We start from the raw sequence: 22324 nt of genomic DNA on the forward strand, positions 1-22324 counted from the left end.
CCTTCTCATCCGACCAGGCGCCGCTGCCGACGAAATGCAGCAGCGATTGATGCTGGGCCGCCGTCCGCTCCGGAGCCGTCACCGCCGCCATCGGCTCCACGCTCTTGCGACCGCCACAGGCCATCAGGCCGACGCAATAGTCGCGCAGCGGCGCCTTCCGATCAGCATCACCGATGACACTGGCAAGCCCTTCCAAATATGCCGCAAATCGCTTCTCGCTCGTCTTGGTGCCTCACCCGCTCATGTCGGCCTCATCGGCTAATGGTCCACGCTGCAACCATCGCTGATTCTGGCCGGCTATGAGCCTGCGGTTTTTGTGGCTCAGTCAGATTAAGCCCCAGATCGGGAAAATCGGCACCTTCATTCGGAACTATTAACAACTGTAATTCGCTGGACTGGACTTTACGCGGATCTTCCGACTGCTGGGCAGAATACCCTTTCATTGCACCGTTATTTAGACCCAGTGGTCGGCCATATTCGATGACAGAGCAGACCTCAGCGAATACTCTCGCTGGGGCCATTTTCCTTCCCGACCTCGCTCATTCGAAGACCAGCGCCGACCTCCGGCGCGAAGTCGGCCGCGGTGAACGCTGCTGCAACTTGCCGCATCTTGGCTAAGCCTTCTGGTTACCGTTCTTTGGCTGCGGCCTAGAGCGGTCGCGCCATTCTTCTTTCGCGAGCAAATTCAGGAAATCCGCCAGTGCTCGCTCACCCGCATACTCTGCTGCCATCCTTGACCGAAATCCATCAGCCGTGATCCTGACTCCCATGGGCTTGCTATGGCGGCAAATTTCCCACGACCAGCGACTTGGCCGCTTATTCGTTTCAAAGGTCGCGATGTAGTAGTCTGAGGACACATGGATTGATCCGACACTATACCCGTCCGCCTGGAATACACGTCATGATCGTCAGTGCCGATCACCCCTACGTTCAGCACGTAATGAGAACAGTATGGCCAAATCCCGTGGAGTAGTCGAGCAGTGAGATCACAGTTGGCGTTAGCCGAAAAATGCGAACATCTGAGGGCGTCGGCAGTGGACCCAGTATGGAGTTCTGTTCTGGATACCTCTCGAATAGCAGGCGCAGCGCTTTTTCGCCCTCCGCGGGATCATCCACAACCTCGGCCCGCGCCGCAATTGACAGCCCGGTGATTTCCATCACCTGCGGGGTGTCGTCGATCGAGCGACACGCGGTTGTCTCGGGTCAGATTGGTTGCTTTCTGGCTGTCTTTCCCGCATAGGAATAGATCGCAAAGCCGTCGTTGGCGTAGCCCACTGTAGTTACTTGGGGCCAGCCGTCCGGCCGCAGCGCCCGATACGCATGATGCGATCCTGATCGAGCAATGCCTGTATCTTGCACCTAGATAAATCGTCCATGGGTCCACCTTCACGCTCGCCCGCAGCGTTGAACACAATAGCGAAGGTGGCCAGCCAAGGTTGAGGCAAATCAAGACAAACGCTCACGCCCTATGCAATGCCAGCGCCGACCTCCGGCGCGAGCTCGGCCGCGGCGCGCGCTGCTGCAGCATGCCGCCGATGACCTGGTCAAGCGTTGCGATCCTATCGGCCATGCCGCGGGCGACCGCCTCGCGCGCTCCGACCATGCGGCCCTGGCCGAATTCCTCATGGAGTTTGGTCTGCGACACACGGCGGCCGCTCGCGACCGCCTTGATGAAATCGGCGGCGGCCTCGTTTGCGCGGCCCTGCAGATAGGCCCTCGCCTCATCCGACAGCGGCGCAAACGGATGCGTCTCGTTCTTCAGCGGCGACTGTTCGGAGCGAACAATCGTCATCTTGAGGCCGACCTGGTCAGCCAGCCGGAAATATCCTGATGCATGATCATTGCGCCGATCGAGCCGACGTCGGCGGAAGGCGTCATGACGAGCTCAGTGCCCTGCGAGCCCGCACCGCCAATAGGCTAGGCCGTCGCTCTCTTCGCTCTCATTGGGGCTGCGTAGCGGGCGCGCCATGGCATTGCGGAGTTGGAAATCTGGCAGCTTGGGCGGCGCCGTCATGTAGTCCGGCGCCAGCACCTCCGCAGCGTGGCGGCCTGTCTCACCACGACGCACGGCGGATCGAGCGTCACCCGCAGGATCAGCTCGAGCGTGCTTTCCTCAGCGTGGGCCGCGCATTGCGCGAGCAAGCCAAACATCGGGGCTGCGTTAGATAGCGGACACACCATTGCTTCGCTCCCGCCGGCTGGGTCGCATCTTGGATGGCAGCCTTCGGCTTGAGGAAATCAGCAGGCGTGGTGAACCTGTCCAGCATCGGCGACGCGGTGCGTGCCGGTGTAACCTGATCTTCTCGCCGTCCTTCCGGGCCGGGTCGATCCGACGGCTCTGCAAAATAGTCAAGCTTCTCCATCGACGACAATTGGCAAACGATCAACTACCAATACTCGCAATTGACATGCTGATGGAGGCATGACCAACCTAGATAATGATCGTTACTGAAAACCTGTGCCGATCCGGCTGCATCACATGCGTTGGGGCATAAAGTCATCATCGGCCGATGAGCACGAGAAGGATAGGCTACAACACACTTGGTGTGTTTCCTTCAACCATTCGAAGGGGCCAAATCGATACCCCATTCGAGAAACCAGAACCTTTCCAAGTGAGGCTGACGCGAAGAGATTCGCGGACGAACTGCTGAACAGCCCGCCCGCGAGTTCGCCTACCATACTGGCAGGCGCGATAAATCCACATTATCCAAGGCGCAAAATTGGGTCGAGCGACATGGTACTTTGGATGCGTGGTCGCAACTGACATAATCGACAACGCGCACGAAAAGTGTATTGGCGTCATTCAGTCGACGCCCATCAGAAAATTATCTCGAGCGCTTCAGATTTCTGTGGGACGCCGATCGTGAGACTACGATCCACGCCCCTCTCTGAACCGGTAATCTAAGAGGATGCTCGCAGGAGTGGGAACACAGCTGCTCCCCGAACTATCTCGATATCGCCCGCAGGACGTAAAAGCCGTCGCGTGCGGACGTCAGCTTTCGTCAGCTCTTTCCAGCCTTCGCCGCGCAGGCGACCTTCGCGGATTGACTGTTTGTTTCCAGCACGAACAACTTCGTCGAGCGCGCGGCTGACCATGCCGCACTCCTCTTCAAGTACTTTCACCGACTTCTTTAGTTCGGCCGCCCGAGGATGAATAGAGGATGAGTGGCCAGGGAGCGACCGCCCCCCAGAGTAGGTAGGAGCCCGATCCAATGTTGATGCTGTACCTTCAAACGTCGTTAGCTTTTCGGGCTGGTCTCCGTGAGCATCAGGATCTGAGGATGTCTAAAAAGACGGCTAGCTTGCGCCCCGAAGTTAAGAAGCGCATCGCCCAGATCGAAAGTATGACGCTGGTCCAGATTCAACGGGTCATGATGGATTGTGTGTCCGAGCGGTCTGCTGGCAGGATGACGACATGTGAGGGCAATGCGCTGCGCCGAGCACTGAACAAACGGGTTAGCATCCTCAGACGAGATTTTGTCACGTAAGAGTCGCGAGCTGGTCAGGCAAGGCACTGACGTCGCACAGCCGTAGCACACGCATTTAGCTGGGGGAGCCTAGATAAATGAACTCTTCTAGGTGGGAGTTGCCAGGCAAGCGATTTACCCGATGGTCTAAGCTGGACGACCAGCGGGTAATCGAACTGTGGGAAGCCGGGCGAACTGCGAAAGAGATTGCGACTGAGCTAAAGCGTAGTGAGTCGGCGATCAGAGCCCGGGTCACCACCCTTGCACGCCTAAAGAAACGACTGCGGTGGTGAGTTAGGATGAAGAGGAGCGGCGTCTTTTATTTGGACTCCTTTGCTCTCGGCGATCGTTGCCGGCTAGTGACGACACGGGGGCGAACTCGGCGCATCCCACCCTTCGTCCGCCCCGCATTAGATAGGCGACATGAAACAGCAGCTCCGAGCGGCGTCAGCTGCGGTCGCGTTCGCTTACCATCGCCGCTGCGATGTCATCGGCGTGTACGAACGCGAAACAAAACGTGCAACGAGATTAGTGTTGCCGTATGCGGAAAACAAGTGGACGGATACGACCACGACAGTGAATGCCAGGTCAGCGGTTTGTTACCGTACTTATATCACCACGGCGCGAAATCGCCTTGGATATTGAGCCCCGGGACGTCGGAGATATGGATCGGCTATGAGGAACGACACATCGTCCTCTTCTCGGTGAAAATCATCAGCGGTCACGTTCAGGTATTTGATTGCTGCCTAGTCCTGGCCTTTCACATACACAATATGGTGGAGAAGCGCGCAATCCGATAGCTGTTGATATACCTTGGTTTGCTGAGCCGGGTGATTTCTACGGCGGAGTTAGGCCGGCACGACGTCGAACTGGAGAGCTGCGAGGCGGCCGGCGACGCTGAAGCTGGCGTCCGCGTCTCGTTTCCGGCACTCCAATAGCTTTGACGGCAGAAGCGCTTCTGGCCCAGATCACCGTCGCCAAATATACACAATGGCGAGCCGCCTTACCGCCAGAAGTCGGCGAACCACATTCACGCTGTACCTCCTACAGAAGCGAGCTCACTTCCGTTCCGGCCCAATGCGCCGAACCGCACCAAGTTGCCGATCAACTGTTGTGAACCCTTGGCATTCGCGGCGGAGGCGAATGAACGCCTCCCGGTTTTGGTAGTAGTCCAAATGAGTGCCAGCAGCTAGCGTCTCAACGATCCGTAGAACACCACGGACCCTCGAGTTGCCGCGATACGCCAAAACGTATTTCCGAATCGAAGGACCCTAGAGTCCACCATGCTGCCGGAGCCCATCTAAGTCAGGGCCCGCGAACGACAGAAGGCAGAGAGGTTTGTCGTCGACACCCGGTTTAGAAAGCTGGGGCATATTCGGTGTCCGGAGCCACGATACAAAACACCTGCGGGCGAGCGACGCAAAACGCGACAAACACAATCACCTGCGAATGCGATACAAACCGCGGCGAACCGCGGAGGAGATCAGGTTATGGAGATCACCAATTTCGGACTCCCTGCCTTCATCGAGGACTTTCCGCCGAATAGTCCCGAGTATGCCGACCTGAGCCATCGTTGGACCATCAACGTCAACGGCTGGATCCAGCAGGCGACTCCTGACCCAGCCTACTACTTCTACAATCCACTCTACACTGATATCCCTTTGGGCACGGAGGCAGTGTTGGTCGAATGGGTGGCGTTTCCGGGTCGACTTGACCAGTACTATTCCAAGACGCCGCCAGTCAGTCCACCGAACCCATACAATCTCCTCCAGACCCAGGTTTATGAACTGGCCGACACCGGCTATTACGATGCCGGTCGGAAAACGTTCGAGAACATTCCGGCGACGCTCTGTCCGCAGGCCGATTGGAGCGGAACGCTGAAGACGTTCGGACCATACGGCCCGCGCGGCTGGCTCGACGAATATTGCGAATGGTCGACGGTGCGCGATGGGGACGGCAATCTCGTCCGTGTCGATTTTGCCTGCGAAAACCCTGAGTACTGGAATACGATGTGGAAGGTGTCACAGGAGCGGGTGCGCGAGCTCTACGAACAGACGCTTAACCACGGGGCGCCAGTCGTAAACCAAATCGAGGTCACGCTCGACGAGCTTACGCTAATGGATTCGAGTGGCAATCCCGTGATTGATCCCGACACCGGCAAGCGCGCGTACAATCCGCTCAACAAATGGAATTCGGGGCCGATTGCAACGCGCGGCGGCGCCGATCCGTATGGCGGGGTTATGCATCTCACCAGTACGCCGAATACCTTGCAGACCGAGCTCGGCCTCGCCGGCGCCGCAACGGTGCAATACGTGCCGCCCCAGTTTCAAAGCGATCCGGCCAGCCGCAATAGCGATTCCCAGGCGCTGATCTGCTGCGGCAACTACGGCCAAGCATATCGCCACAGCGATCCAACCATCGGCCAGACCGTCAATCAGGTGGTAGGCGGGCAATATGCTGGCGTGCCACTGCGCGCCTGCCTCGCCAATCCGGTCGGGCTCTATATCCAGGTGCCGGATTCGTCGAGATTCGCCTTTGGGCCCAACATCGAGATCGGCGTCGACGTGCCCGGCGACGCCAAACCAATCGACATCTACCAGATTCTGCGCGGCTCGGCCGAGGTCGTCGATCCGATCAGTCGGGCACCGTTCCGCGGCAACATGGTGCTACATGCGGCCGTGCAGATTCCAGGGAATTGGCTCGCCATGAATCCCAATCTCACGCTGGCCGACATGCTGATTAATGGTCAGCCAATTCAATGGGCCGGTCAAATTGCGAACCAATTTAAGATCGGCTTGTTCGCGCGGCCGCTGTCGGCGGACCGGGCTGCGCCGCTCGCCGATTGCTCCAGCACGACACCGACGCCCGGCGCGCCACTGCAATGCGTGTGGGCGGGCTTGTGGGACGCAATGAGCGAAGTCAATGAGCCGTGTCCGACCGGCGCCAAGATGCCGCTCACCAGCAACAGCACCTTCATCGCGCCCTGGCTGCCGGCTGACGGTTCGGCGCAGAACCTCGTGCTGACCTGCAATCCGACCAGTGAGCCGGTCTCGGTACAGGTCCAGCTTGCCGACGGCTCGGGGCCGGATCCAAGCATTGCGGTTACCCTCCACAGCGCGACGCCAACCTTCTACGCGGTGCCGGGCAATTCCTATCCGGGCAATTATACGGTACTTGCTGTCACCGTAACGGTGCCGAGCGGCGCCAACCCCGGCCTGCGCGGCATCCAGATCACCCAGATCACCAGCAAAACCGTACTGGCTCTTCCGGCCGCGGTCTACATCACGGGCTAGAGCCATGGCTTACTGTTCGCGGACACTCGTCCTCGCCGCCGCTCTGTTCGCATTCGCGCGCGGCGGTCCGGCGCTGGCCCAGCCGACTGACACCAATCCCTGCGGTGCCATCGGCGTGACCCAGGTGCAGCCGAAGCCGATACTGCCAACTTATTTCAGCGCCGCCTCGAAGAATCAGATCGCAGCAGACTGCTTCGCCTGGCAGGAGTTCATTTACCTCAACTGGAAGGCCGACCCGAAGGTTTCGGGGACGCCGGATGCGAATACCCCGTGGTCGAGTTTCGGCATGCCGGGCGATACCTCGGCGACGGTCTGGGAAAGCTTCCTCTCGGCGAGCCAGGCGTTCACGCGATCGGACGCGCGCGCCAAATCGGCTTGGCATGACAAGCGTCCGTCAACGAAAATGCTGTTCAATGTGTCGAAGCTCGGAGACGCTGTGCTCGAAAACATCGGCCAGGCTGGCAATGGCAAATGGATCACCGACCAGCGCGGCGTTCCGGCGTTCTATGAGATCCTGTTGAACGAGGACGAGTACGCCTACATCACCACCAATGTGTTCGACGATTCGGATCTCACCACATTCGCCGGCCAGCGCGCCTGCGCCTCGCAGCAGGGCCAGGGCGGACGCGGCGGCTTCAATCTGCCAGCCGGAAATGCGCAAGGCAACACAGACGTCGATTGCAAGGGCAAGGTCACTACCTATGGCCAAGGCGTCGGCGCCATCGAGATCAAGGCTGCCTGGGTCGCGCTGCCCTCGGACGGTTCGCTCAACTACCGTTACAAGACGACGTTGGCTGAATACACCCTGCCTGGCGGAAAGCCTGTTCAGGCGACCATGGGCCTCGTCGGCCTGCATATCATCCACAAGGTGCCTGGGGCCAACCAGTTCGTCTGGGCAACCTTCGAGCAGATTGACAATGATCCCGATGACAACAACGGCAATCCGGTCGCGCCAACCTTGCCGCGCAATCCCAACCAGAAGCCACCTCCAGGCTATACGTTCTTCAATACGAACTGCAACCCGCAGACCGATATCTATTATCGCTGCAAGCCCAACACCCCACCGGGCGACGCGTGCCCGATTGGCAAGCCGTCGACGCCAGACTGCTTTCCCTATTCGGCGCCGATGCAAATCACCCGCATCACGCCGGTGGACTCGCAGGCGAATTCCGTCACTGATTATGCTTGGAAGATCCTGCCGGCGGATTCGGTGTTCAACTATTACCGCCTGATCGACGTGCAATGGCCGAACAGCCCGCAGCCAGTACCGCCGCAGAGCACTGTACCGCTCTCGACCGGCGACATCACGCCGTCGAGCGCCAGTCACATCGTGGCCAACACCACACTTGAGACCTACTTGCAGACCCAGAAGTCATGCATGGATTGCCATCAATCCGCCAGGATAGGCAACCCATCGCAGCAAATAATGGCTAAAGTTGCCGGCCGCCGGCTGCGCCGCGTGCTGGTCGCGCCGCCCAAAGTGCGAATGGGCGCAACTGATAATCCGGACTACGCGTCCGATTATTCCTTCGTATTTACTGTGGAAACGAACCGATGAGCTGAGAGCAGTCCAAGCCCACACAGCGCTACGTCCAGACAGGCCAGAGCAGCTCTGACGAAACCTCCGAAGGCAGGCATGGGGTCGCCGGCACGACGATACACGGCTTCGAAAACTTCGGCCTGCCGGTTTATCGATGTGTCACCCGACGCGCGGGACTCGCGCGTGTCGCCATAGCCAGGAAGGCTCGTTGTACACGGTTCGAAAGCGACCGCCCAACGGCACTTAGACACGGCGTCAAGCCCTGAGTTCGGATCGTGCGCCAACCTTCAGTCTTCCCCCTGTGGCGCGAAGACGCTGCTCCGGGGATGTGCTCTTCCGGCAAAACTGGCTAGCGGTACAGCTTCCGTCAGCCTTAGTTGCCTAAAAATATCGGACCATAAAGCCTCAACCTAGGGTATAAGATTCCTCGTCGGCTGAGGAGCGCCGCCCATGAGCATCAACCCGGCTCGAAACCATACCATTCTCATCGCCGACGCGGCGGTATCCATCGTCAATGTGGCTTGCACAGCATGGCGGCTATATGTGCGGGCAAACAGAGCGACCGAAGACATCGACCGAGAAAGGCGCGCGCAATGGCCTACCCCATCCGCCTTCGATGGCCTGATGCGCTCAGCGCAATTGCGCCGTGATGATTGAGGTGGTCCGTCACCATGTCGCCGCTCATCGTTATAGTCGCTTCGACTTTTTTATGGTCGCGAGCGACGCACTAGATGTTTGAGGACAATCGATCTTAGGGTTGGCGATATTGTCCACATCATGCCCGGCATGGTGCATCGCATTGAAGCCAAGGCTGACATCACTCTTGTAGAGGTCTCCACTCCGGAATTGGATGATGTAGTTCAACTTGAAGATGACTGGCACCGCGGAAACGGCCGCCTTGAATCCGAACATTCGAGCGAACGGTGAGTGGATCATTTGACCACTGCGGCCGCTCATGAGCTATCGCCAAATTTGGTGAGGCGAGGCCAGTCAGACTACGAGATGATCAGCCGGCTCCATTACAGCCACAAGACGGTCAACAATGCTTTCCTCGCACTTGGCGTCTTCCTCAACGGGCGCCTTGAAGGCGCGATGACGTTCGGCCCGTCGATGGACAAGAGCAATATTCAAGGGCTGGTGCGCGAGACGTCATGGAACGGCTTCCTCGAATTGAACCGGCTGGCGCTCTCGGAGGCGCTCCCGCGCAATAGCGAGAGCCGCGCGCTGGCAATCGCCATGCGGATAATCAGGAAGAATTACCCGCACATGGGTGAGTGATCTCGTTCGCCGATGGATGCCAGTGCGGCGATGGAACTATCTATCGCGCGGTGTCCTTCGTGATGACCGGCATCAAATTGAACAACAAGAGTCTGTTGCGACTACCCGATGGCTCGGTCACGCACAAGACGGCAAGTGACGGGAAAGAACCGCGCCGCGCATTTCGCCAAGACTGGCGGGATCATGGTCGGGTTAGGGCGTGCCGCTCGACAGGCTATCGAAGTGATCACGACGTACTTCCGCTGAGCACATCATGCCATAGAAGTTTGACGGGGCCGGCCACTGCGCCGGCCTCTCGCTTTTGGTCGAATCACTCCGAACTGATAGAGTAGACGATCCGAACGATCGAGGAGCAAAGCATGATTGCCATGAGAGTTTTCGAGCGCAACGGGCACCAATGCCTAGAGAAGGTTCATCGGCCCAAAAACCCTTGAGCTCGTGGGACACACTGCCGAACCGTATGGCGGACCTTACGTGAAATGTCTGACATTGTGGGGCCTTCTGCAATGGGCGACCACATTTCCCGAGCAAGTGACATTGATCCCGGCGGTCGCCCGCTAATTTGTGTCGCGCGGTCGGACAGGACGCCACGTCCGCGACATCAGCGGATCATTTCGATCATCGTATACGGCCACAAGCTCGCCAGCCTTCAGCCCGAGGCCCTTCAAATCAGCTTCGCGGAGTTCCGAATTCACGATCGTTGCATCACCGGCGCTGGCAGCCAATGAGGCCTTCACGGCTTCCGCCTGATCAGCCATAGCGACGGCATAAGTCACATATCGAAGCTTGCCGTCTTTGACGACGCCGACCGAAACCATCCACCCTCCTGCCATCTCAGTTCTAGCCTATGAAGAGAGCTTCTGTTTTCTAGGTGGCGGACCAGTCGCCATAAGCTCCGCAATCGCGGCGAGTACGGCGCCGGTTCCGATCTTCCCCTCCGACCACCCTCTGAGCGCTGCTATAGCGTTCTTCAAAGCCTCGTCACGGGTCATGCCATGATCTCCACGGCGTGCCGCTGTTAATGCGGCCTCAAGGGCGACGGAGAAGGAAGCGCGGGTGGAGGGAGGTCCACCCGCGCAGGCTTGACGGCTCGCAAGGTGCAGCGCGAATGCATGAGCAGCCAAGCCCGTACGTCTCCTCGCAATTCGCGTGCCAGACGATCATGATGCCACGCGCTCGACTTATCATCGCGCCGTCAGAAAAAGCGCACGGACGGCGGGGCCGCCGACCGTGCGAGTTGCGATGCGCGGCTTGGCCCTCACGAGGTCAGTCAGTCAGAGAGCTAAGCCATGCATGGCTCAGCAACCCGCGTGCCAGAAGATCAGAAAGAGGAGGGAAGCAAATTGCGCGCTATCACAGCACGCCAGCTTACTGCTCGTGGGAGCTTCCGGACATGCATGTCGTCAATCCGACGCGGTTGAACGAGATCGAACGTGCCCCTAGTCGCGCCGAGGCCGCCCAGGGATCGGATCAATCTCGTCATCATGCACAACGATGAGCTCTCCGGGCTCTAGGCCCAAAGTTTGCAACATCCCATTTTCGAGCGGGCAGTTGACCATTGCGGCCTTTGCGCCGCTATCTTTCAAGGCTAGCTTCACGGCTTTCCTTTGGTCTGCGACTGCGACCGCGTAAGTTACGTGCCTGTACTCGTCGTCGCCTTCGTCGTCTTCCTTGATGGCGACTGTTACTAACCAACCATCCATATTGCTGCGCTCCGGAAAGGATCGCCTCGGTCACCTCATTGCATGAATGTTGCGGCCGCAAGGACGGCCAGCGAAGCCAATCCCAGCAAAATGACGCAAGCTATGTACGGGAGGTCGCCGCGCACTACACAGCTCCAGCACTAAACGGAGCGTGCATTCCAACACAAACCAACGATCTATGCTCCGCAACCTGACACGGAAATACAAGGCCCACACCTACCAGCTTGCGTAGGTATCGGTCGCACGGGTCAGCGATCCATTTGCTGGCGCACCACTAGCTAACGAAATCATCGACCGAAGACGACGGCCACTGAACCGGCGCTTCCTATGATGGGTCCCCGTCGAGATCGTATTGTCTGGCAAGGTCTCTCGCGAATATGAAAGCGCCTGCCGGTGCCATCTCGGGGCCGTCGCAGACAAAGCCCGGGTTCCAGTTTGATGCACCGGTCACAGTAGAAATCGATCTAGTGATGGCCACGGTCGTGATGTGGCTCCAGCTAGGATGCTTCGCTACCTCGTCCATGATTATTGCGCGTAGCTCGTCGGCGGTTTTCTTCCCCCTCATAACACTCTCCTCGGGTTGCTTTCGCGGTCTGGCCGTTCAACGCTTCGGAAGCTCGCCCTTCTTTGGCTCATAGTCAGCCGGTAGCCAGGGGCGCATGTCTGGTGACAGCATTCCGCGATCGGCTAGCTGGGTGGCTAGCTCTGCCATCTGGCGTTGGTAATTTTGATCGGCATCGGTCAGCGCGTCTCGACGGCGTTTTGCACATCCTTCTGTCTTCGTTGACGCGCAATGCGCTCATCGACGGTCGGCACTTGAAAGCCAAGCGCTCGGCAGAGCAGCACGACGAGGTGGATTATGATCGAGAGCGGCAAGGTGATGAGCAGCACAATTGGCATCAGGATTGCCGATATGCCGAGCCTGGGGCGGCCATCAGCATGCTCACCTTGAGCCTGCTTTAAATGCTCATCCTCGCTCGCAATCATGGCGACCCTTTGAGTGGTGTAATAACTATGGCTCAACCGCAGCGGTTGTGTCACGCATTTTCGAACCATCGTATCCGTAGTTTTCCGGGAACATCTTCCCTCCGCGCCGCACGTTCGGCTAGGCTCATGATCTCATAAGGGGCGGACGAGAGACGATGCTGGCGCGGCTTAAACGCGCGTTCTCGATCCCGAAGATACTCAGAGCGGGAATGCGCAGCTCCTCCCCGCGGAAACCCTTGATCTTGGTGGCCACAGCATCGCGCTCCAGATCGAAGACTGCCGCGGCGAGCGCGAAATAAAACAGTGATTGCTGACCGTCGCTCAGCACATCCAGGCCGCGCTCAATCTTTGCTGGTCCGTGCGGAACATCACTTATATATGCGCGACGACTTCTTCGAACCGTTTGCTGACGAGTGTAAGGCTTGGATCGGTGTCCGTCTCCTCGTCGTGCAATTCCTTCCATCGCTCGCTTAGCGCTTTGCTTATCGCATCGATGGCGGCTTCGCCGCCAAGGGCATCAGAAAGCTTCTTTGTCGCGTCATCGACAGCTTTACGGGTGCCTTTCGACCACTCGATCGCTTTGATGAGGCGGGCAGCAAGCGCGCCGGTATGGGATCTCGTGATCCCCACTCAATCGCACTGATCGAAACCATGGCCCGCACGCGTCGTCCATTAGGGCTCGTCTGCCATGGGCCCGGCGCGTTGCGTTCTACCAGGGCATCCAATGGGCTGCCCCTTGTCGCCGGCAAATCCGTCACCGGATTTTCCAACCTCGAGGAGGCTGCAATTGAACCGACTGACGTCTTACCGTTCCTGGTCGAAGATATGTTGAGGAACAACGGCGGCAACTATTCCCGGAAAGAGAAATGGCAGCCCTATGCCATCTCCGATGGCGACCTAATCACGGGACAGAATCCAGCATCCTCGGAAGCTGTTGCCAACGCTCTACTCGATCGACTGGGGATCAAGGGCCAGACGCAAAAGTTGGTGACGTCGCGGCTCGGAGCGCTTGAATAGTACTGCGGCCTGCCCGAATGCGGCGCCGGTTAATTGGGAAAATAGCAGGCGCTCGTCGAGTGAGCAGCAGCGGTCAGCGACGGGACAACGCCATCGCCAAAATGATACGGTTATGGCTGCGATCTTTGCGCCGCGCTCAAGTTCATTCTTGGGTTTGATAATCCAGGCAAAGGAGAACTCCCATGGGCCCCGAAAGCCTTATGCCGTCCTGGTCATCGTCGCGCTCGTCTGTTTTGCAATCGTGCTGATGCTGTGGGCACGCATCGGTACCAATGGACCTGCCACCATGGACGCATAAAGAAAGTCACCCCGAACCACCCGACCAGCCCGGACGCCGCGGCTGTGCTGGGTCTGCTAAGCGCATGAAACCCTTTCTAGGTTCACTTAACCTGTTGACCGGCGACTTTACCGACTTTTCGCTCCTGCCCTTCCGCCAGCAATGCCTTGCGGACCAGCTTTAACTCCTGCAGCGAAGCAGGGTCGACCTTGGGGAACTGCAAATCGAGCCTGTTGAGCGCGCTGACGACAGTGGAGCCGATCACCACTCGCGCGAACCATTTGTGATCGGCCGGTACCACGTGCCACGACGCCGCCTCGTTTGAGGTATGCCTGATAACCTCCTGATACGCCGCTTGGTATTTCTCCCACAGTGCGCGCTCGGCGATATCGGCCATCGAAAACTTCCAGTTCTTCGAAGGCTCATCCAGTCGCCGCGAGAAAACGCTGGCGCTGTTCTTCCTTTGATATGTTGAGGAAGAACTTCAGGATGATTGTGCCATTGCGCGCGAGGTAGCGCTCAAAGGAAGAGATGTCCTCAAACCGCTCGCGCCAGATATTCCTGGTAATCAGCCGGGCGGGAATCTTCTCCTTAGCGCGACTCTCCGGATGCACCCGCACCACCAGGCACTCTTCATAATGAGAACGGTTAAAGATGCCGATGCGGCCACGCCGCGGCAGCGCGATCACGCTGCGCCACATGAAATCATGATCGAGCTCAAGCGTTGACGGCTGCTTGAAGGAATGGACCTCGCAGCCCTGCGGGTTGATGCCCTTGAAGATGCTCTTGATGGCACTGTCTTTGCCGGCGGCGTCCATGCCCTGGAAGATCAGCAGCAACGACCAACTGTTCTGCGCGTAGAGCTTTTCCTGGAAATCACTCAACCGCTTGTGGTTGGCCTCGATGATCTCCTCGCCCTGGCCCTTGTCGAGACCTCCCCTCTCTCTGGTCTTCTGCGATTTGAGGTGAAACTCGCTCGATCCGTCGAAGCGGAACAGAGCTACAAAAGGCCTCAACTCGGCTGCGAGAGAATGCGAAGGCTTTTTGTTCATGGTGGTTGAGGTGTTGGTCGGGGTGGCCCGCAGTATGAAATCCGGTGCAAAGGTATCGAAAGCGCGATTCGCTTCTTCCCGTTCAACGATCAGCATCGTCTCGTTGGCTGCAATCAATTTCTAGCGTGCAACTCTGCGCCGCTTCGTTTGTGATATCGGCGACCGCATTACGTACTTTTACGGTGCGGGAATTCGCAGCATTTAGTTGAACGTTCTTGCGAGGCGATCGTTCATCTTTCCGGTCGGTTCTCTCGAAAGCGTTACCCCGCAAGGGTGCGAGTATGAGAACTTATCCCGTGGCCTGCTATCGGCGGATACTCTCAGTACAATGGTGCGCAGTGAAGCGGCTGGATCGTTCGCTAAGATTAAGCCCGCCATCATGTTCAAGAAATTCCCAAATAATGGGCCGTGCGTCCAGACGGTTAGCGGCAGATCGTTGATCTAATGCTTCCGCAGGATTTCGCTGTCTCGGATATTCAGAACGAAGCGACGATTGAGGCCATCGCCGAGTCGCTTTGTCATCTCGCAGGCATAGGAAGGCCAGAATGCCCAAGTTGAAGACCAAATCAGGCGCAAAGAAGCGCTTCAAGGTGACTGCCACCGGCAAAGTAATGGCGGCCCACGCCGGCAAGCGGCACGGCATGATCAAAAGGACCAAGAAGCAGATTCGGCAGCTTCGTGGCACCCGCGTGCTGTTCAAGACCGACGGCGACAACATCAAGAGATACTTCTTGCCGAACGTCTGAGCGCGACCCGCGATCACGCTCCCGCTTAGCCGAGTCGCGCCCCCGCTCGACCCGGCATGTCGCTTTTCCTCTGCTGGTGGGAACAAAACGGACATTCAATACGGGAAATGTGGGCAGTTGGCGAATTTTACACGCAAAACGGGCCAAAATGTTCAATGGTGCTCCTTAGCTAACCACCCCTTGGATCCGCCACCCACCGGCTTGCGATCCGTCAATGCGAATGGCCGGGCCGGGAGGGATATTGGGCCAGCTCAAGCGGAGTGGCGAACATGGATACGGAACAAATCATTCTAGGCCTGTTGCTGCTGCTGTTAGTCGGTGGCGTCGCTTATTACCTGTTGCTGCATGGATCGCAGTCCCTGCGGCCGGATCCGGCAACGCGGCGACAAGCCGACTTGCGACGGCAATCGGAAACCCAACGGGATTTTCAGCGCGTCTTTTCAATGACGCGCGCGCAGGGGAAGGAGGGCCTGATCAAGCGCTGGATGGATCGGACGGGTTGCGACCGCACGGAAGCCATGCGACTGGCAACGGAAGAGTGGCGCCGGGATAACCGCTGAGGCCCAAGTCTATCTCCAAGTCAGTTAAGCGCTAGGTCCGGTTGCGCCTTTAGCCCTGACTTGCTTTACGGCCGTCAACCAGCCTTCCGACGGACCAACCGGCGCGCATTCTTTCGATCAGGCCGCCGACGACATCTGTCATGAGACCATTCATGACGCCGCCGGACGTTCTTCAGAAAAATCAGCTGCACCGTATGCCTCGACCAGCGCATTTTCGTCCGCTGCTTGGATCGACTGTTTGCTGATGCCGCGCCTCGATGGCGTTCCGGGCGCGAGACCTCTATCCAACCATCTCCTGAACTCAGTGCGCTAGTGAGGATTGTCCACGGCCAAGTATCGGCCGCATCGTTACATTTATTAGCCATCTGCCATGACATGCACTCATCGATGCGCCGGCCATGCCGAGTGATGTTACGGCAGGACCCGGTCAGCAAACGCGTCGCTTTGAGCTCGGAAGCGTCCAATTCTCCCGGCGCCTTGGCCGTCAGATAGAGTTCGATCAACTAGAGTTCGATCAACGGCGTTGCGCCGAACCCTGCGAGCTCAAGGCGAATCATACGACGACATCGGCCGGTCCGCTCCTTCCGAGCGCACATGATGCAGGTAGCTCTGTTCGAAAGTCGCGGAGGTTGCGTGATGTCAACGCGCCGCGCCGTCCGACCTCCATAATTGATGAGTTCGCTGGCACACTGGTTGCCACATTCGCTGCGCCCGAGCGCGAAGGAGCATCGCATGAACAGAAATGTACCCTTTGCAATTATCTTCCTGATCGCGATGGTCTGCGTTGCCATAGTTCTGATGCTCTGGGCCATGAAAGAAACAAGAAGCGGACGACGGGAGTTCCAAGCCTCTGACACGCCGCGAAGCGCATATACGCAGCCCAATGCGAGCCCCGTTCCAGCGGTTCCGGCGCCCAATAACGATACCCGTGCCGACAGCGCCAGGGGCAGCAACAGTCCGCAAAACAAAAGCCGGTAGCGTAGTTTATCAGGGGGAATTGGCCTGCTGAGCAACATCGTCCGCGCTATGCACCTTCAGGACCATGGCCCCTGTACGGCGGAAGCATTCCAGGGAAAGCCTCGCGGCGCGTGCTGTGCTGTCAGCCACTGATCGGTAGTGAAAGCCTCGATGGCCCAAGAGCCGTTGAACCGGCCGAGGCCGGAGTTCTTCTCGCCGCCAAACGGACAGGTCGGCAAATCGATGACAGGCTGATCATTGACATGGGCCATACCGACCTGCATTCGCTGGGCAAAGTGCATGCCCCGGTGCACGTCGCGCGTGAACACGGCGCCGCTTAATCCAAAACTCGTTTCATTGGCTACAGCCAACGCTTCTTCGGCATTGCCGACTCGGAGAATCGGCGCCACCGGCCCGAATATTTCCTCTGCTGCAAGTTCCATTTCGTTAGTAACGTTTACGAAGATATGCGGCGGCAACACCAATCCGTTCGGCTCGCCGCCGAGCACCTGCTTCGCGCCGTCTTCGCGCGCGCGGCCAATGCGCTCCATCAACTTGCGAAGCTGCGAGTTGTTGATGATCGGGCCGACCATGGTGTCACTGTCGCTGGGATCGCCGATTTTCAGCCTCGCGACCCGCGCGGCGAAGCGCTCGACGAACGTATGATAAACGGCCTCCTCGACGATGATGCGGTTAATAGCGATGCAGATCTGGCCCTGGTGCAGAAACTTGCCGAACACTGCGGCCTCGATGGCCTGATCCAGGTCGGCGTCCGCGAGCACAACGAAGGGAGCATTACCACCGAGCTCCAGATCAACACGCTTGATGATCGGCGCCTTCGCTGCAAGTTCCGCGATGTTGCGGCCGACTGGCGTCGAGCCGGTAAACGAAACCAACCGCGGAACGGGATGACTGACGAAAGCGTCGCCGATTTCGCTGCCCGCGCCGGCCACGACGTTGAGGAGACCCGCCGGCAGGCCGGCTTCCTCGAAAATTTTCGCTAACAGTAATCCCCCCGTCACCGGCGTATCGCTCGCCGGCTTCACCACGACGGCATTTCCCACCGCCAGCGCCGGCGCGATGGTGCGGTTGCTCAGGTGGAGCGGCCAGTTCCACGGACTGATCGCGCCGACAACGCCGACCGGTTTGCGCCGCACCTGATTTTCCTTGCCCGGAATGTCGGACGGAATGACGCGGCTTTCGACGGCATGCGGCACCGAGGTGGCCCAAAGCATGACGGTATGAGTCACTTCCCACTCGAGGTTCGCCTTGAGCCGCGTGCTGCCGGATTCACTGATCAGCCAATCGACGATTTCGCCGCGGCGCGCTGCCATGATCTCTGCCGCCCGACGAAACACATGCGCTCGGGCGGGCGGTGCTGAGGCAGCCCACTCCACCTGAGCCTTGGCACCCCCTGCAAATGCCGCATCAAGATCGCTGCGATCCGCCTGCTTGATTTCGAGGAGGACGTCGTCGGTATAAGGATTTGTGTCAACCAACCTGCTTTCCGCCCGTCCGTGGCGCCAGTCGCCAGCGATCGGAAGCACTCGAAGTGGTCATAGGGTTGCAGGTCTATCGTTTGAACTCTCGCGCCAGGCTGTTTTGTGGCTTCGCCTCGATCAGAATTCCGTTTGGCAGTACGCGCGGCCATGTCCTTCACCTTACCAGGTTGGCTTTCGTAACCGACAATGACGATGCTCCATCTTGGGGGCCGTCAAAGCATCATGCGCCATCAGTCGGTCTCGCCTAGGCCGGGCATTGCCCACGCCTTCACAGCCCACCTGCAGCGCGGCATGGCATCAATAAAATCTCGGGATCGGACCGATTTGCGGCGTCGGCCGATCCGACAAGTCAAACATGATTTCATCAACGTAACACCAGCCCCAGCCTTCGGGCGGATCATAGGCTTCAATGATCGGGTGATTGGTTGCATGAAAATGCTTCGTCGCGTGGCGGTTGGGCGATTGATCACAGCAACCGACATGACCGCAGGTTCGGCAGACGCGCAGATGCAGCCATGGATCGCCCAGTTGCAGGCATTCTTCGCACCCAAGGGCACTGGGAACGACGTCGCGAATTCCCGCCAAATGCCTGCAGCCTTGTGCCATTCCAAACTCAATGTCTACTCTACTTCAATGATAGCATAGCGTGCAGGCCGGCCGGCCTGCCTTGACGGTCGTCAACTTTCCAGTGCCTCTGCCTTTAGGGGCTGCATCCCCCATGAACAGATATGCGTGGCACTCACCATCATCGGCTCGACAATTGTAGATCGTGCTTGTGGGTTTCAATGAGAGAGCCCAATCGTTGGAACTGTCGACGCGCGCCCCCGTTTCACTCACGATCAATCATGGCAGCCAGCACCCCGCCAAAATCAGAGAAGGTCGTCTACGCTGCCGTTGTGAGCAATCTCCTGGTGGCTCTTACCAAGCTAACGGCAGCCCGGCTGACCGGCAGCTCCTCTTCCATGTTCAGCGAACGTGCGCACTCCTTTGTCGACACCGGCAACGAGGCATTGCTGCTCTATGGTTATTACCGGTCGCGCCGGACACCCGATCCTAGTCACCCATTAGGCTACGGCAGGGAACTATACTTTTGGGGCTTTGTGGTCGCCGCTCTTCGCGCTTGGGCTGGAGTGTCAATCTACGAAGGAATAACACATATTGCGGCGCCTTCTAAGATTGAAAACATAGTCGTCAACTACATCGTTCTTGCGCTTTCGGCTGCATTCGCGGGCACGTCTTAGTGTATTGCGCTCATTACGTTCCGTGCCGTGAAGGGCGATCTCAGCTACTGGGGACGCCGTCAGGCGCAGCAAAGACCCGCCGTCTTTCATGGTACTTCTAGAAGATACGGCCGCGCTAATGGGCATCTCGATCGCCGCCCTCGGCATCTTCCTGGCGGATCGCCTTCCGTCCATCGATGGCGTCGCCCCGATTCTGATCGGGAGCATTCTGGCGATCTCGGCGCCGGTCCTGGCGAGAGAGAACAAGGAGCTGTTGATCGGCGAGCGCGCCGATGAAGCAATCAGCACCTCGATACTTGAGCTTGCGGCAAGCCACCGGGAGTGGAGGGCGCAAACGGCGCGCTCACTGTGCATCTTGCGCCGGACCAGATTGTTATGACACTGAGCCTCGAATTTTCGGATGATCTGCGCACGCCAGAAATCGAGCAATGTGTAGAGTCGCTTGAGCGCCGCATTCGGGAGACGCATCCTGAAGTCGTTTCCGTTTTTGTCAAACCGCAGACAGCCCGAACCTTCCAGGCGGGAAGCTCCGATTAAGCTTGATCAGTGCTCGCTGGGCTGGCGCTGAAGGATCCTAGAAAGCGATATCAGACGCGCGGTCATTTGAACATCTTCCTCGAAATCAGATTGGATTTGGAGCATCAACCGTCACCAGCGGGGACGGCTGCGCAGATCCTTTATCTCGAGCGGACCGACCCTATTCAGACAGTTTCCAAAGCGGTCGCGCGCGACGTGTCGTGCGCGATGGCCCGGAGAATCTTATCCACCGCTACATTCGCCCACTGATGGAGTTCGGCTGTCGTCTTGTTTTGCAGAGGATGAGGTACGTAAACTGCTGCAGCGTCGAGCCCGATCGCTCCCTTTTGAGACTCGAAAGCTTGTTGAAACTCGGTAGTCAGTACGCTGACACCGGCGAGCCCCTTCTTGTCGAGATCGTTCAGGTCGTGCGTAGAGCACGACGTGCAGGATCCGCAGTCGGACAGCGCGATGATGACGGCATCGCAATTGTCGGCTATATCCTTGATCATCTCGCGAGGGGCTACCCGCGTGTTGGTGGGCTTCTTATACCTACGCGTCTCGATACCGCGTTCTGTGCAGAGCTGTTCGAGACGGTCGATGAACTCGTCGCCGCGCATTTTTCCGATGTCCATGAGCGCGATCGTCTTACCGACGACCGAGTCGAGTGGCGCCGCCCGTTCGCGCAACTCCGATGCAGTCTCCGAGGTGGGGTCGCGAAAGCTGATGCCGTATTTCATGTTGTGATCTCCATCGTCACTGGTTTGGATTCATTGCGAAACCGGCCGCCGGTCCAGCCGGCGCAAATCGCCGAGAACAAGCCTGCCTGCCCGCCCGCCTGCACGACCAGCAGACCTTCCGGCCAGAACTTGTTGACCATCTCGTCCGCCCGGCGCGTGTCGACCCCTTCGCCGACGCCATGGGCACCCTGTATGACGTCCTTGCCGGGACGCACCATCGCCCTGTGAAGCTCTTCGGTGATGCGCCCGCGATCCCACCCGGCTTCGCGGAAGATGGCGTAATGCTCCGGAACGAGGACCAACAAGGCGTTCGTAAATTCGCACAACTTATGGTGCCCGACGGCCAGCAAAGACATGGCTAGCGATTTCGTGAGTTGCTCGGGAGTCCTCGACCGCTGGTCGATGAACCCTTGAATGCCATCGCCCTGGAAGAGCGTTACGGCGTTCTTCCCGGGCTCGATCCCACGCGCGACCGACAGGGGCATCCACGTGGGATCCGTTTCGTCCTCCGCGAAGCAGAACGTGTACTTGCCTGGACCGCCGAGGACGGCGCGGTCAAGTTCGCCGGGACGGCCGCCGCCCACGTTGCGGATGATCAGCTGAAGGGCCCGGCCGATGGTCGCATTGGCGCGATTACCTTGGCCGAGGCAGTTGATGCCGGAGTTCATGCCGATTTCCCGCGCGACCGGTCCGTTCACGACGATGATCGGGCTTGAGAAGCACGTCGTGCAGAGCAGGCCGTGCATCGTGAACAGAGGGTCCAGCGCCGCCTCCAGCGCCGTCAGAACCACTGGCATGTACTCGGGACGGCAGCCCGCCATTACGGCATTGACTGCGACCTTCTCAACGGTGATCGGCGACAGGTTCGGAGGCACGGCGCCGATGATCTCGTTGGGCTTGCGCGAGGTGCCCTCCAGCATGCGGAGAATGCGCACATCCGTCGGAGGAACAACAGGAAGGCCATCGCTCCATCCACGATCGAAGCAGGCTTCGATCTCGTCATCCCATTCTCCGAGCCTGATCTGCCGCGATTTGAAATCGAGCTTGCCGTACTTCGCACGCAAGACATCGTAGACGCCCGGCTCGCGTGACTTCGAACCACAGCCCGGCCGCATCTCGGGCAATCCTTCGCCCAATCCCTCAAGGCCCGTGAGCTTCTCCCAATCCGCGCGGCTCCAGCCGAAGGTGCGGGCGACCTCTTTGCCTTCCCTCATGCGGACGACCGTAGGCACCGCTTCCACGTCGAACGCAAAGGACGATTCGAGCGAAGAGTCGTCAAGCGCCGACACGGTTGACGGAAAGGAGGGATCGTCTTGAGTGTAGACGACGGTCGGCATCTTGTCGGCGATCTGACCGATCACGTGCTCCACCATCTGACAGGTCTCGCATTCGCGTTTGGCGAAGATCAGGATGCCGTCCTGGAGTTTGACATTCATATTCAAGGCACT

21 protein-coding genes and 2 pseudogenes are annotated in these 22324 nt (G+C 58.6%); 11 read left to right on the top strand and 12 right to left on the bottom strand.

Annotated elements, in window-relative coordinates; all coding sequences use genetic code 11:
- The 3 genes from J6525_RS16845 to J6525_RS16855 all read right to left on the bottom strand — a co-directional run.
- Positions 1 to 196 (bottom strand): transposase (locus J6525_RS16845; protein WP_225645485.1); only part of this gene is annotated, 196 nt, incomplete at its 3' end.
- Positions 197 to 1459: 1263 nt separating this feature from the next.
- Entirely contained in the window at positions 1460 to 1792 is a 333-nt protein-coding gene (locus tag J6525_RS16850) for a S49 family peptidase (protein ID WP_249796064.1), read from the bottom strand.
- A gap of 1109 nt (positions 1793 to 2901) precedes the next feature.
- Positions 2902 to 3096, bottom strand: a complete 195-nt coding sequence (locus tag J6525_RS16855; protein ID WP_225645486.1) for a hypothetical protein — start codon at positions 3094 to 3096, stop codon at positions 2902 to 2904.
- A gap of 116 nt (positions 3097 to 3212) precedes the next feature.
- Between J6525_RS16855 and J6525_RS16860 the strand changes: the two genes are divergently transcribed.
- The 6 genes from J6525_RS16860 (at position 3213) to J6525_RS16885 (ending at position 9578) form a co-directional block, all read left to right on the top strand.
- Positions 3213 to 3488: a hypothetical protein gene (locus J6525_RS16860; RefSeq protein ID WP_225645487.1), complete on the top strand. Its 276-nt coding sequence runs from the start codon at positions 3213 to 3215 to the stop codon at positions 3486 to 3488.
- A 402-nt stretch (positions 3489 to 3890) separates the two neighbouring features.
- Positions 3891 to 4112, top strand: a complete 222-nt coding sequence (locus tag J6525_RS16865; protein ID WP_225645488.1) for a hypothetical protein — start codon at positions 3891 to 3893, stop codon at positions 4110 to 4112.
- Between the two features lie 845 nt (positions 4113 to 4957).
- The gene (locus J6525_RS16870; RefSeq protein WP_225645489.1) at positions 4958 to 6760 is read left to right on the top strand and encodes a DUF8225 domain-containing protein; all 1803 of its coding nucleotides are present in this window, start codon (positions 4958 to 4960) and stop codon (positions 6758 to 6760) included.
- 115 nt (positions 6761 to 6875) lie between these two features.
- Positions 6876 to 8318, top strand: coding sequence for a hypothetical protein (locus J6525_RS16875; protein ID WP_225645490.1), 1443 nt, complete (start codon positions 6876 to 6878; stop codon positions 8316 to 8318).
- Positions 8319 to 8750: 432 nt separating this feature from the next.
- Positions 8751 to 8957, top strand: a complete 207-nt coding sequence (locus J6525_RS16880; RefSeq protein WP_225645491.1) for a hypothetical protein — start codon at positions 8751 to 8753, stop codon at positions 8955 to 8957.
- Between the two features lie 270 nt (positions 8958 to 9227).
- Entirely contained in the window at positions 9228 to 9578 is a 351-nt protein-coding gene (locus J6525_RS16885; RefSeq protein ID WP_225645492.1) for a Mom family adenine methylcarbamoylation protein, read from the top strand.
- A gap of 557 nt (positions 9579 to 10135) precedes the next feature.
- Here the strand turns inward: J6525_RS16885 and J6525_RS16890 are convergent.
- The 4 genes from J6525_RS16890 to J6525_RS16905 all read right to left on the bottom strand — a co-directional run bounded on the left by J6525_RS16890 (position 10136) and on the right by J6525_RS16905 (position 12898).
- Positions 10136 to 10396: a hypothetical protein gene (locus tag J6525_RS16890; RefSeq protein WP_225645493.1), complete on the bottom strand. Its 261-nt coding sequence runs from the start codon at positions 10394 to 10396 to the stop codon at positions 10136 to 10138.
- 1626 nt (positions 10397 to 12022) lie between these two features.
- On the bottom strand, positions 12023 to 12322 hold the full coding sequence (locus J6525_RS16895; RefSeq protein ID WP_225645494.1) for a hypothetical protein: 300 nt from the start codon (positions 12320 to 12322) through the stop codon (positions 12023 to 12025).
- Positions 12323 to 12392: 70 nt separating this feature from the next.
- Positions 12393 to 12596, bottom strand: a complete 204-nt coding sequence (locus J6525_RS16900) for a hypothetical protein (RefSeq protein WP_225645495.1) — start codon at positions 12594 to 12596, stop codon at positions 12393 to 12395.
- 44 nt (positions 12597 to 12640) lie between these two features.
- Positions 12641 to 12898 (bottom strand): hypothetical protein, encoded by a 258-nt coding sequence (locus J6525_RS16905; RefSeq protein WP_225645496.1) that lies wholly within the window; start codon positions 12896 to 12898, stop codon positions 12641 to 12643.
- Positions 12899 to 12919: 21 nt separating this feature from the next.
- Here J6525_RS16905 and J6525_RS16910 point away from each other — a divergent pair, with 21 nt between their 5' ends.
- Complete coding sequence (locus J6525_RS16910; protein WP_225645497.1) at positions 12920 to 13285, top strand: type 1 glutamine amidotransferase family protein; 366 nt, start codon at positions 12920 to 12922, stop codon at positions 13283 to 13285.
- A 380-nt stretch (positions 13286 to 13665) separates the two neighbouring features.
- Here the strand turns inward: J6525_RS16910 and J6525_RS16915 are convergent.
- Positions 13666 to 14614: pseudogene (locus J6525_RS16915) on the bottom strand (polyphosphate kinase 2 family protein).
- Positions 14615 to 15159: 545 nt separating this feature from the next.
- Here J6525_RS16915 and rpmI point away from each other — a divergent pair.
- The 3 genes from rpmI to J6525_RS16930 all read left to right on the top strand — a co-directional run bounded on the left by rpmI (position 15160) and on the right by J6525_RS16930 (position 16898).
- Complete coding sequence (gene rpmI, locus J6525_RS16920) at positions 15160 to 15360, top strand: 50S ribosomal protein L35 (protein ID WP_141340122.1); 201 nt, start codon at positions 15160 to 15162, stop codon at positions 15358 to 15360.
- A gap of 269 nt (positions 15361 to 15629) precedes the next feature.
- A complete protein-coding gene (locus tag J6525_RS16925; RefSeq protein WP_225645498.1) occupies positions 15630 to 15920 on the top strand; it encodes a hypothetical protein in 291 nt (96 codons plus the stop codon).
- A gap of 732 nt (positions 15921 to 16652) precedes the next feature.
- Positions 16653 to 16898 (top strand): hypothetical protein, encoded by a 246-nt coding sequence (locus J6525_RS16930; RefSeq protein ID WP_225645499.1) that lies wholly within the window; start codon positions 16653 to 16655, stop codon positions 16896 to 16898.
- Between the two features lie 56 nt (positions 16899 to 16954).
- On the opposite strand, the gene J6525_RS16935 is transcribed toward J6525_RS16930, so the two are convergent.
- On the bottom strand, positions 16955 to 18424 hold the full coding sequence (locus J6525_RS16935) for an aldehyde dehydrogenase family protein (protein WP_225645500.1): 1470 nt from the start codon (positions 18422 to 18424) through the stop codon (positions 16955 to 16957).
- A 252-nt stretch (positions 18425 to 18676) separates the two neighbouring features.
- Entirely contained in the window at positions 18677 to 18985 is a 309-nt protein-coding gene (locus tag J6525_RS16940; protein WP_225645501.1) for a UBP-type zinc finger domain-containing protein, read from the bottom strand.
- Between the two features lie 239 nt (positions 18986 to 19224).
- On the opposite strand from J6525_RS16940, the pseudogene J6525_RS16945 reads away from it, so the two are divergent.
- Positions 19225 to 20157, top strand: a pseudogene (locus tag J6525_RS16945) (cation diffusion facilitator family transporter).
- Positions 20158 to 20321: 164 nt separating this feature from the next.
- Here J6525_RS16945 and J6525_RS16950 read toward each other — a convergent pair.
- Together J6525_RS16950 and J6525_RS16955 are read right to left on the bottom strand one after the other, a co-directional pair.
- Entirely contained in the window at positions 20322 to 20876 is a 555-nt protein-coding gene (locus J6525_RS16950; RefSeq protein ID WP_225645502.1) for a UGSC family (seleno)protein, read from the bottom strand.
- Positions 20873 to 22312 carry a YbbN family protein gene (locus tag J6525_RS16955; protein ID WP_225645597.1) on the bottom strand — a complete coding sequence of 480 codons (1440 nt, stop codon included), beginning with the start codon at positions 22310 to 22312 and terminating at the stop codon, positions 20873 to 20875. The genes J6525_RS16950 and J6525_RS16955 overlap by 4 nt, the downstream gene beginning before the upstream one ends.
- Positions 22313 to 22324 lie beyond the last annotated feature (12 nt).

Origin of the sequence: Bradyrhizobium australafricanum, assembly GCF_020329495.1 — a bacterium.
In the GTDB taxonomy this organism is placed as follows: domain Bacteria; phylum Pseudomonadota; class Alphaproteobacteria; order Rhizobiales; family Xanthobacteraceae; genus Bradyrhizobium; species Bradyrhizobium australafricanum.

Coding starts and splice junctions, on each gene's coding strand:
- J6525_RS16930 (WP_225645499.1), top strand. CDS start 16,653: ATGAACAGAAATGTACCCTTTGCAATTATCTTCCTGATCGCGATGGTC.
- J6525_RS16910 (WP_225645497.1), top strand. CDS start 12,920: ATGGCCCGCACGCGTCGTCCATTAGGGCTCGTCTGCCATGGGCCCGGC.
- J6525_RS16890 (WP_225645493.1), bottom strand. CDS start 10,396: ATGGTTTCGGTCGGCGTCGTCAAAGACGGCAAGCTTCGATATGTGACT.
- J6525_RS16880 (WP_225645491.1), top strand. CDS start 8,751: ATGAGCATCAACCCGGCTCGAAACCATACCATTCTCATCGCCGACGCG.
- J6525_RS16940 (WP_225645501.1), bottom strand. CDS start 18,985: ATGGCACAAGGCTGCAGGCATTTGGCGGGAATTCGCGACGTCGTTCCC.
- J6525_RS16955 (WP_225645597.1), bottom strand. CDS start 22,312: ATGAATGTCAAACTCCAGGACGGCATCCTGATCTTCGCCAAACGCGAA.
- J6525_RS16860 (WP_225645487.1), top strand. CDS start 3,213: ATGTTGATGCTGTACCTTCAAACGTCGTTAGCTTTTCGGGCTGGTCTC.
- J6525_RS16850 (WP_249796064.1), bottom strand. CDS start 1,792: ATGACGATTGTTCGCTCCGAACAGTCGCCGCTGAAGAACGAGACGCAT.
- rpmI (WP_141340122.1), top strand. CDS start 15,160: ATGCCCAAGTTGAAGACCAAATCAGGCGCAAAGAAGCGCTTCAAGGTG.
- J6525_RS16865 (WP_225645488.1), top strand. CDS start 3,891: ATGAAACAGCAGCTCCGAGCGGCGTCAGCTGCGGTCGCGTTCGCTTAC.
- J6525_RS16870 (WP_225645489.1), top strand. CDS start 4,958: ATGGAGATCACCAATTTCGGACTCCCTGCCTTCATCGAGGACTTTCCG.
- J6525_RS16950 (WP_225645502.1), bottom strand. CDS start 20,876: ATGAAATACGGCATCAGCTTTCGCGACCCCACCTCGGAGACTGCATCG.
- J6525_RS16925 (WP_225645498.1), top strand. CDS start 15,630: ATGGATACGGAACAAATCATTCTAGGCCTGTTGCTGCTGCTGTTAGTC.
- J6525_RS16855 (WP_225645486.1), bottom strand. CDS start 3,096: ATGGTCAGCCGCGCGCTCGACGAAGTTGTTCGTGCTGGAAACAAACAG.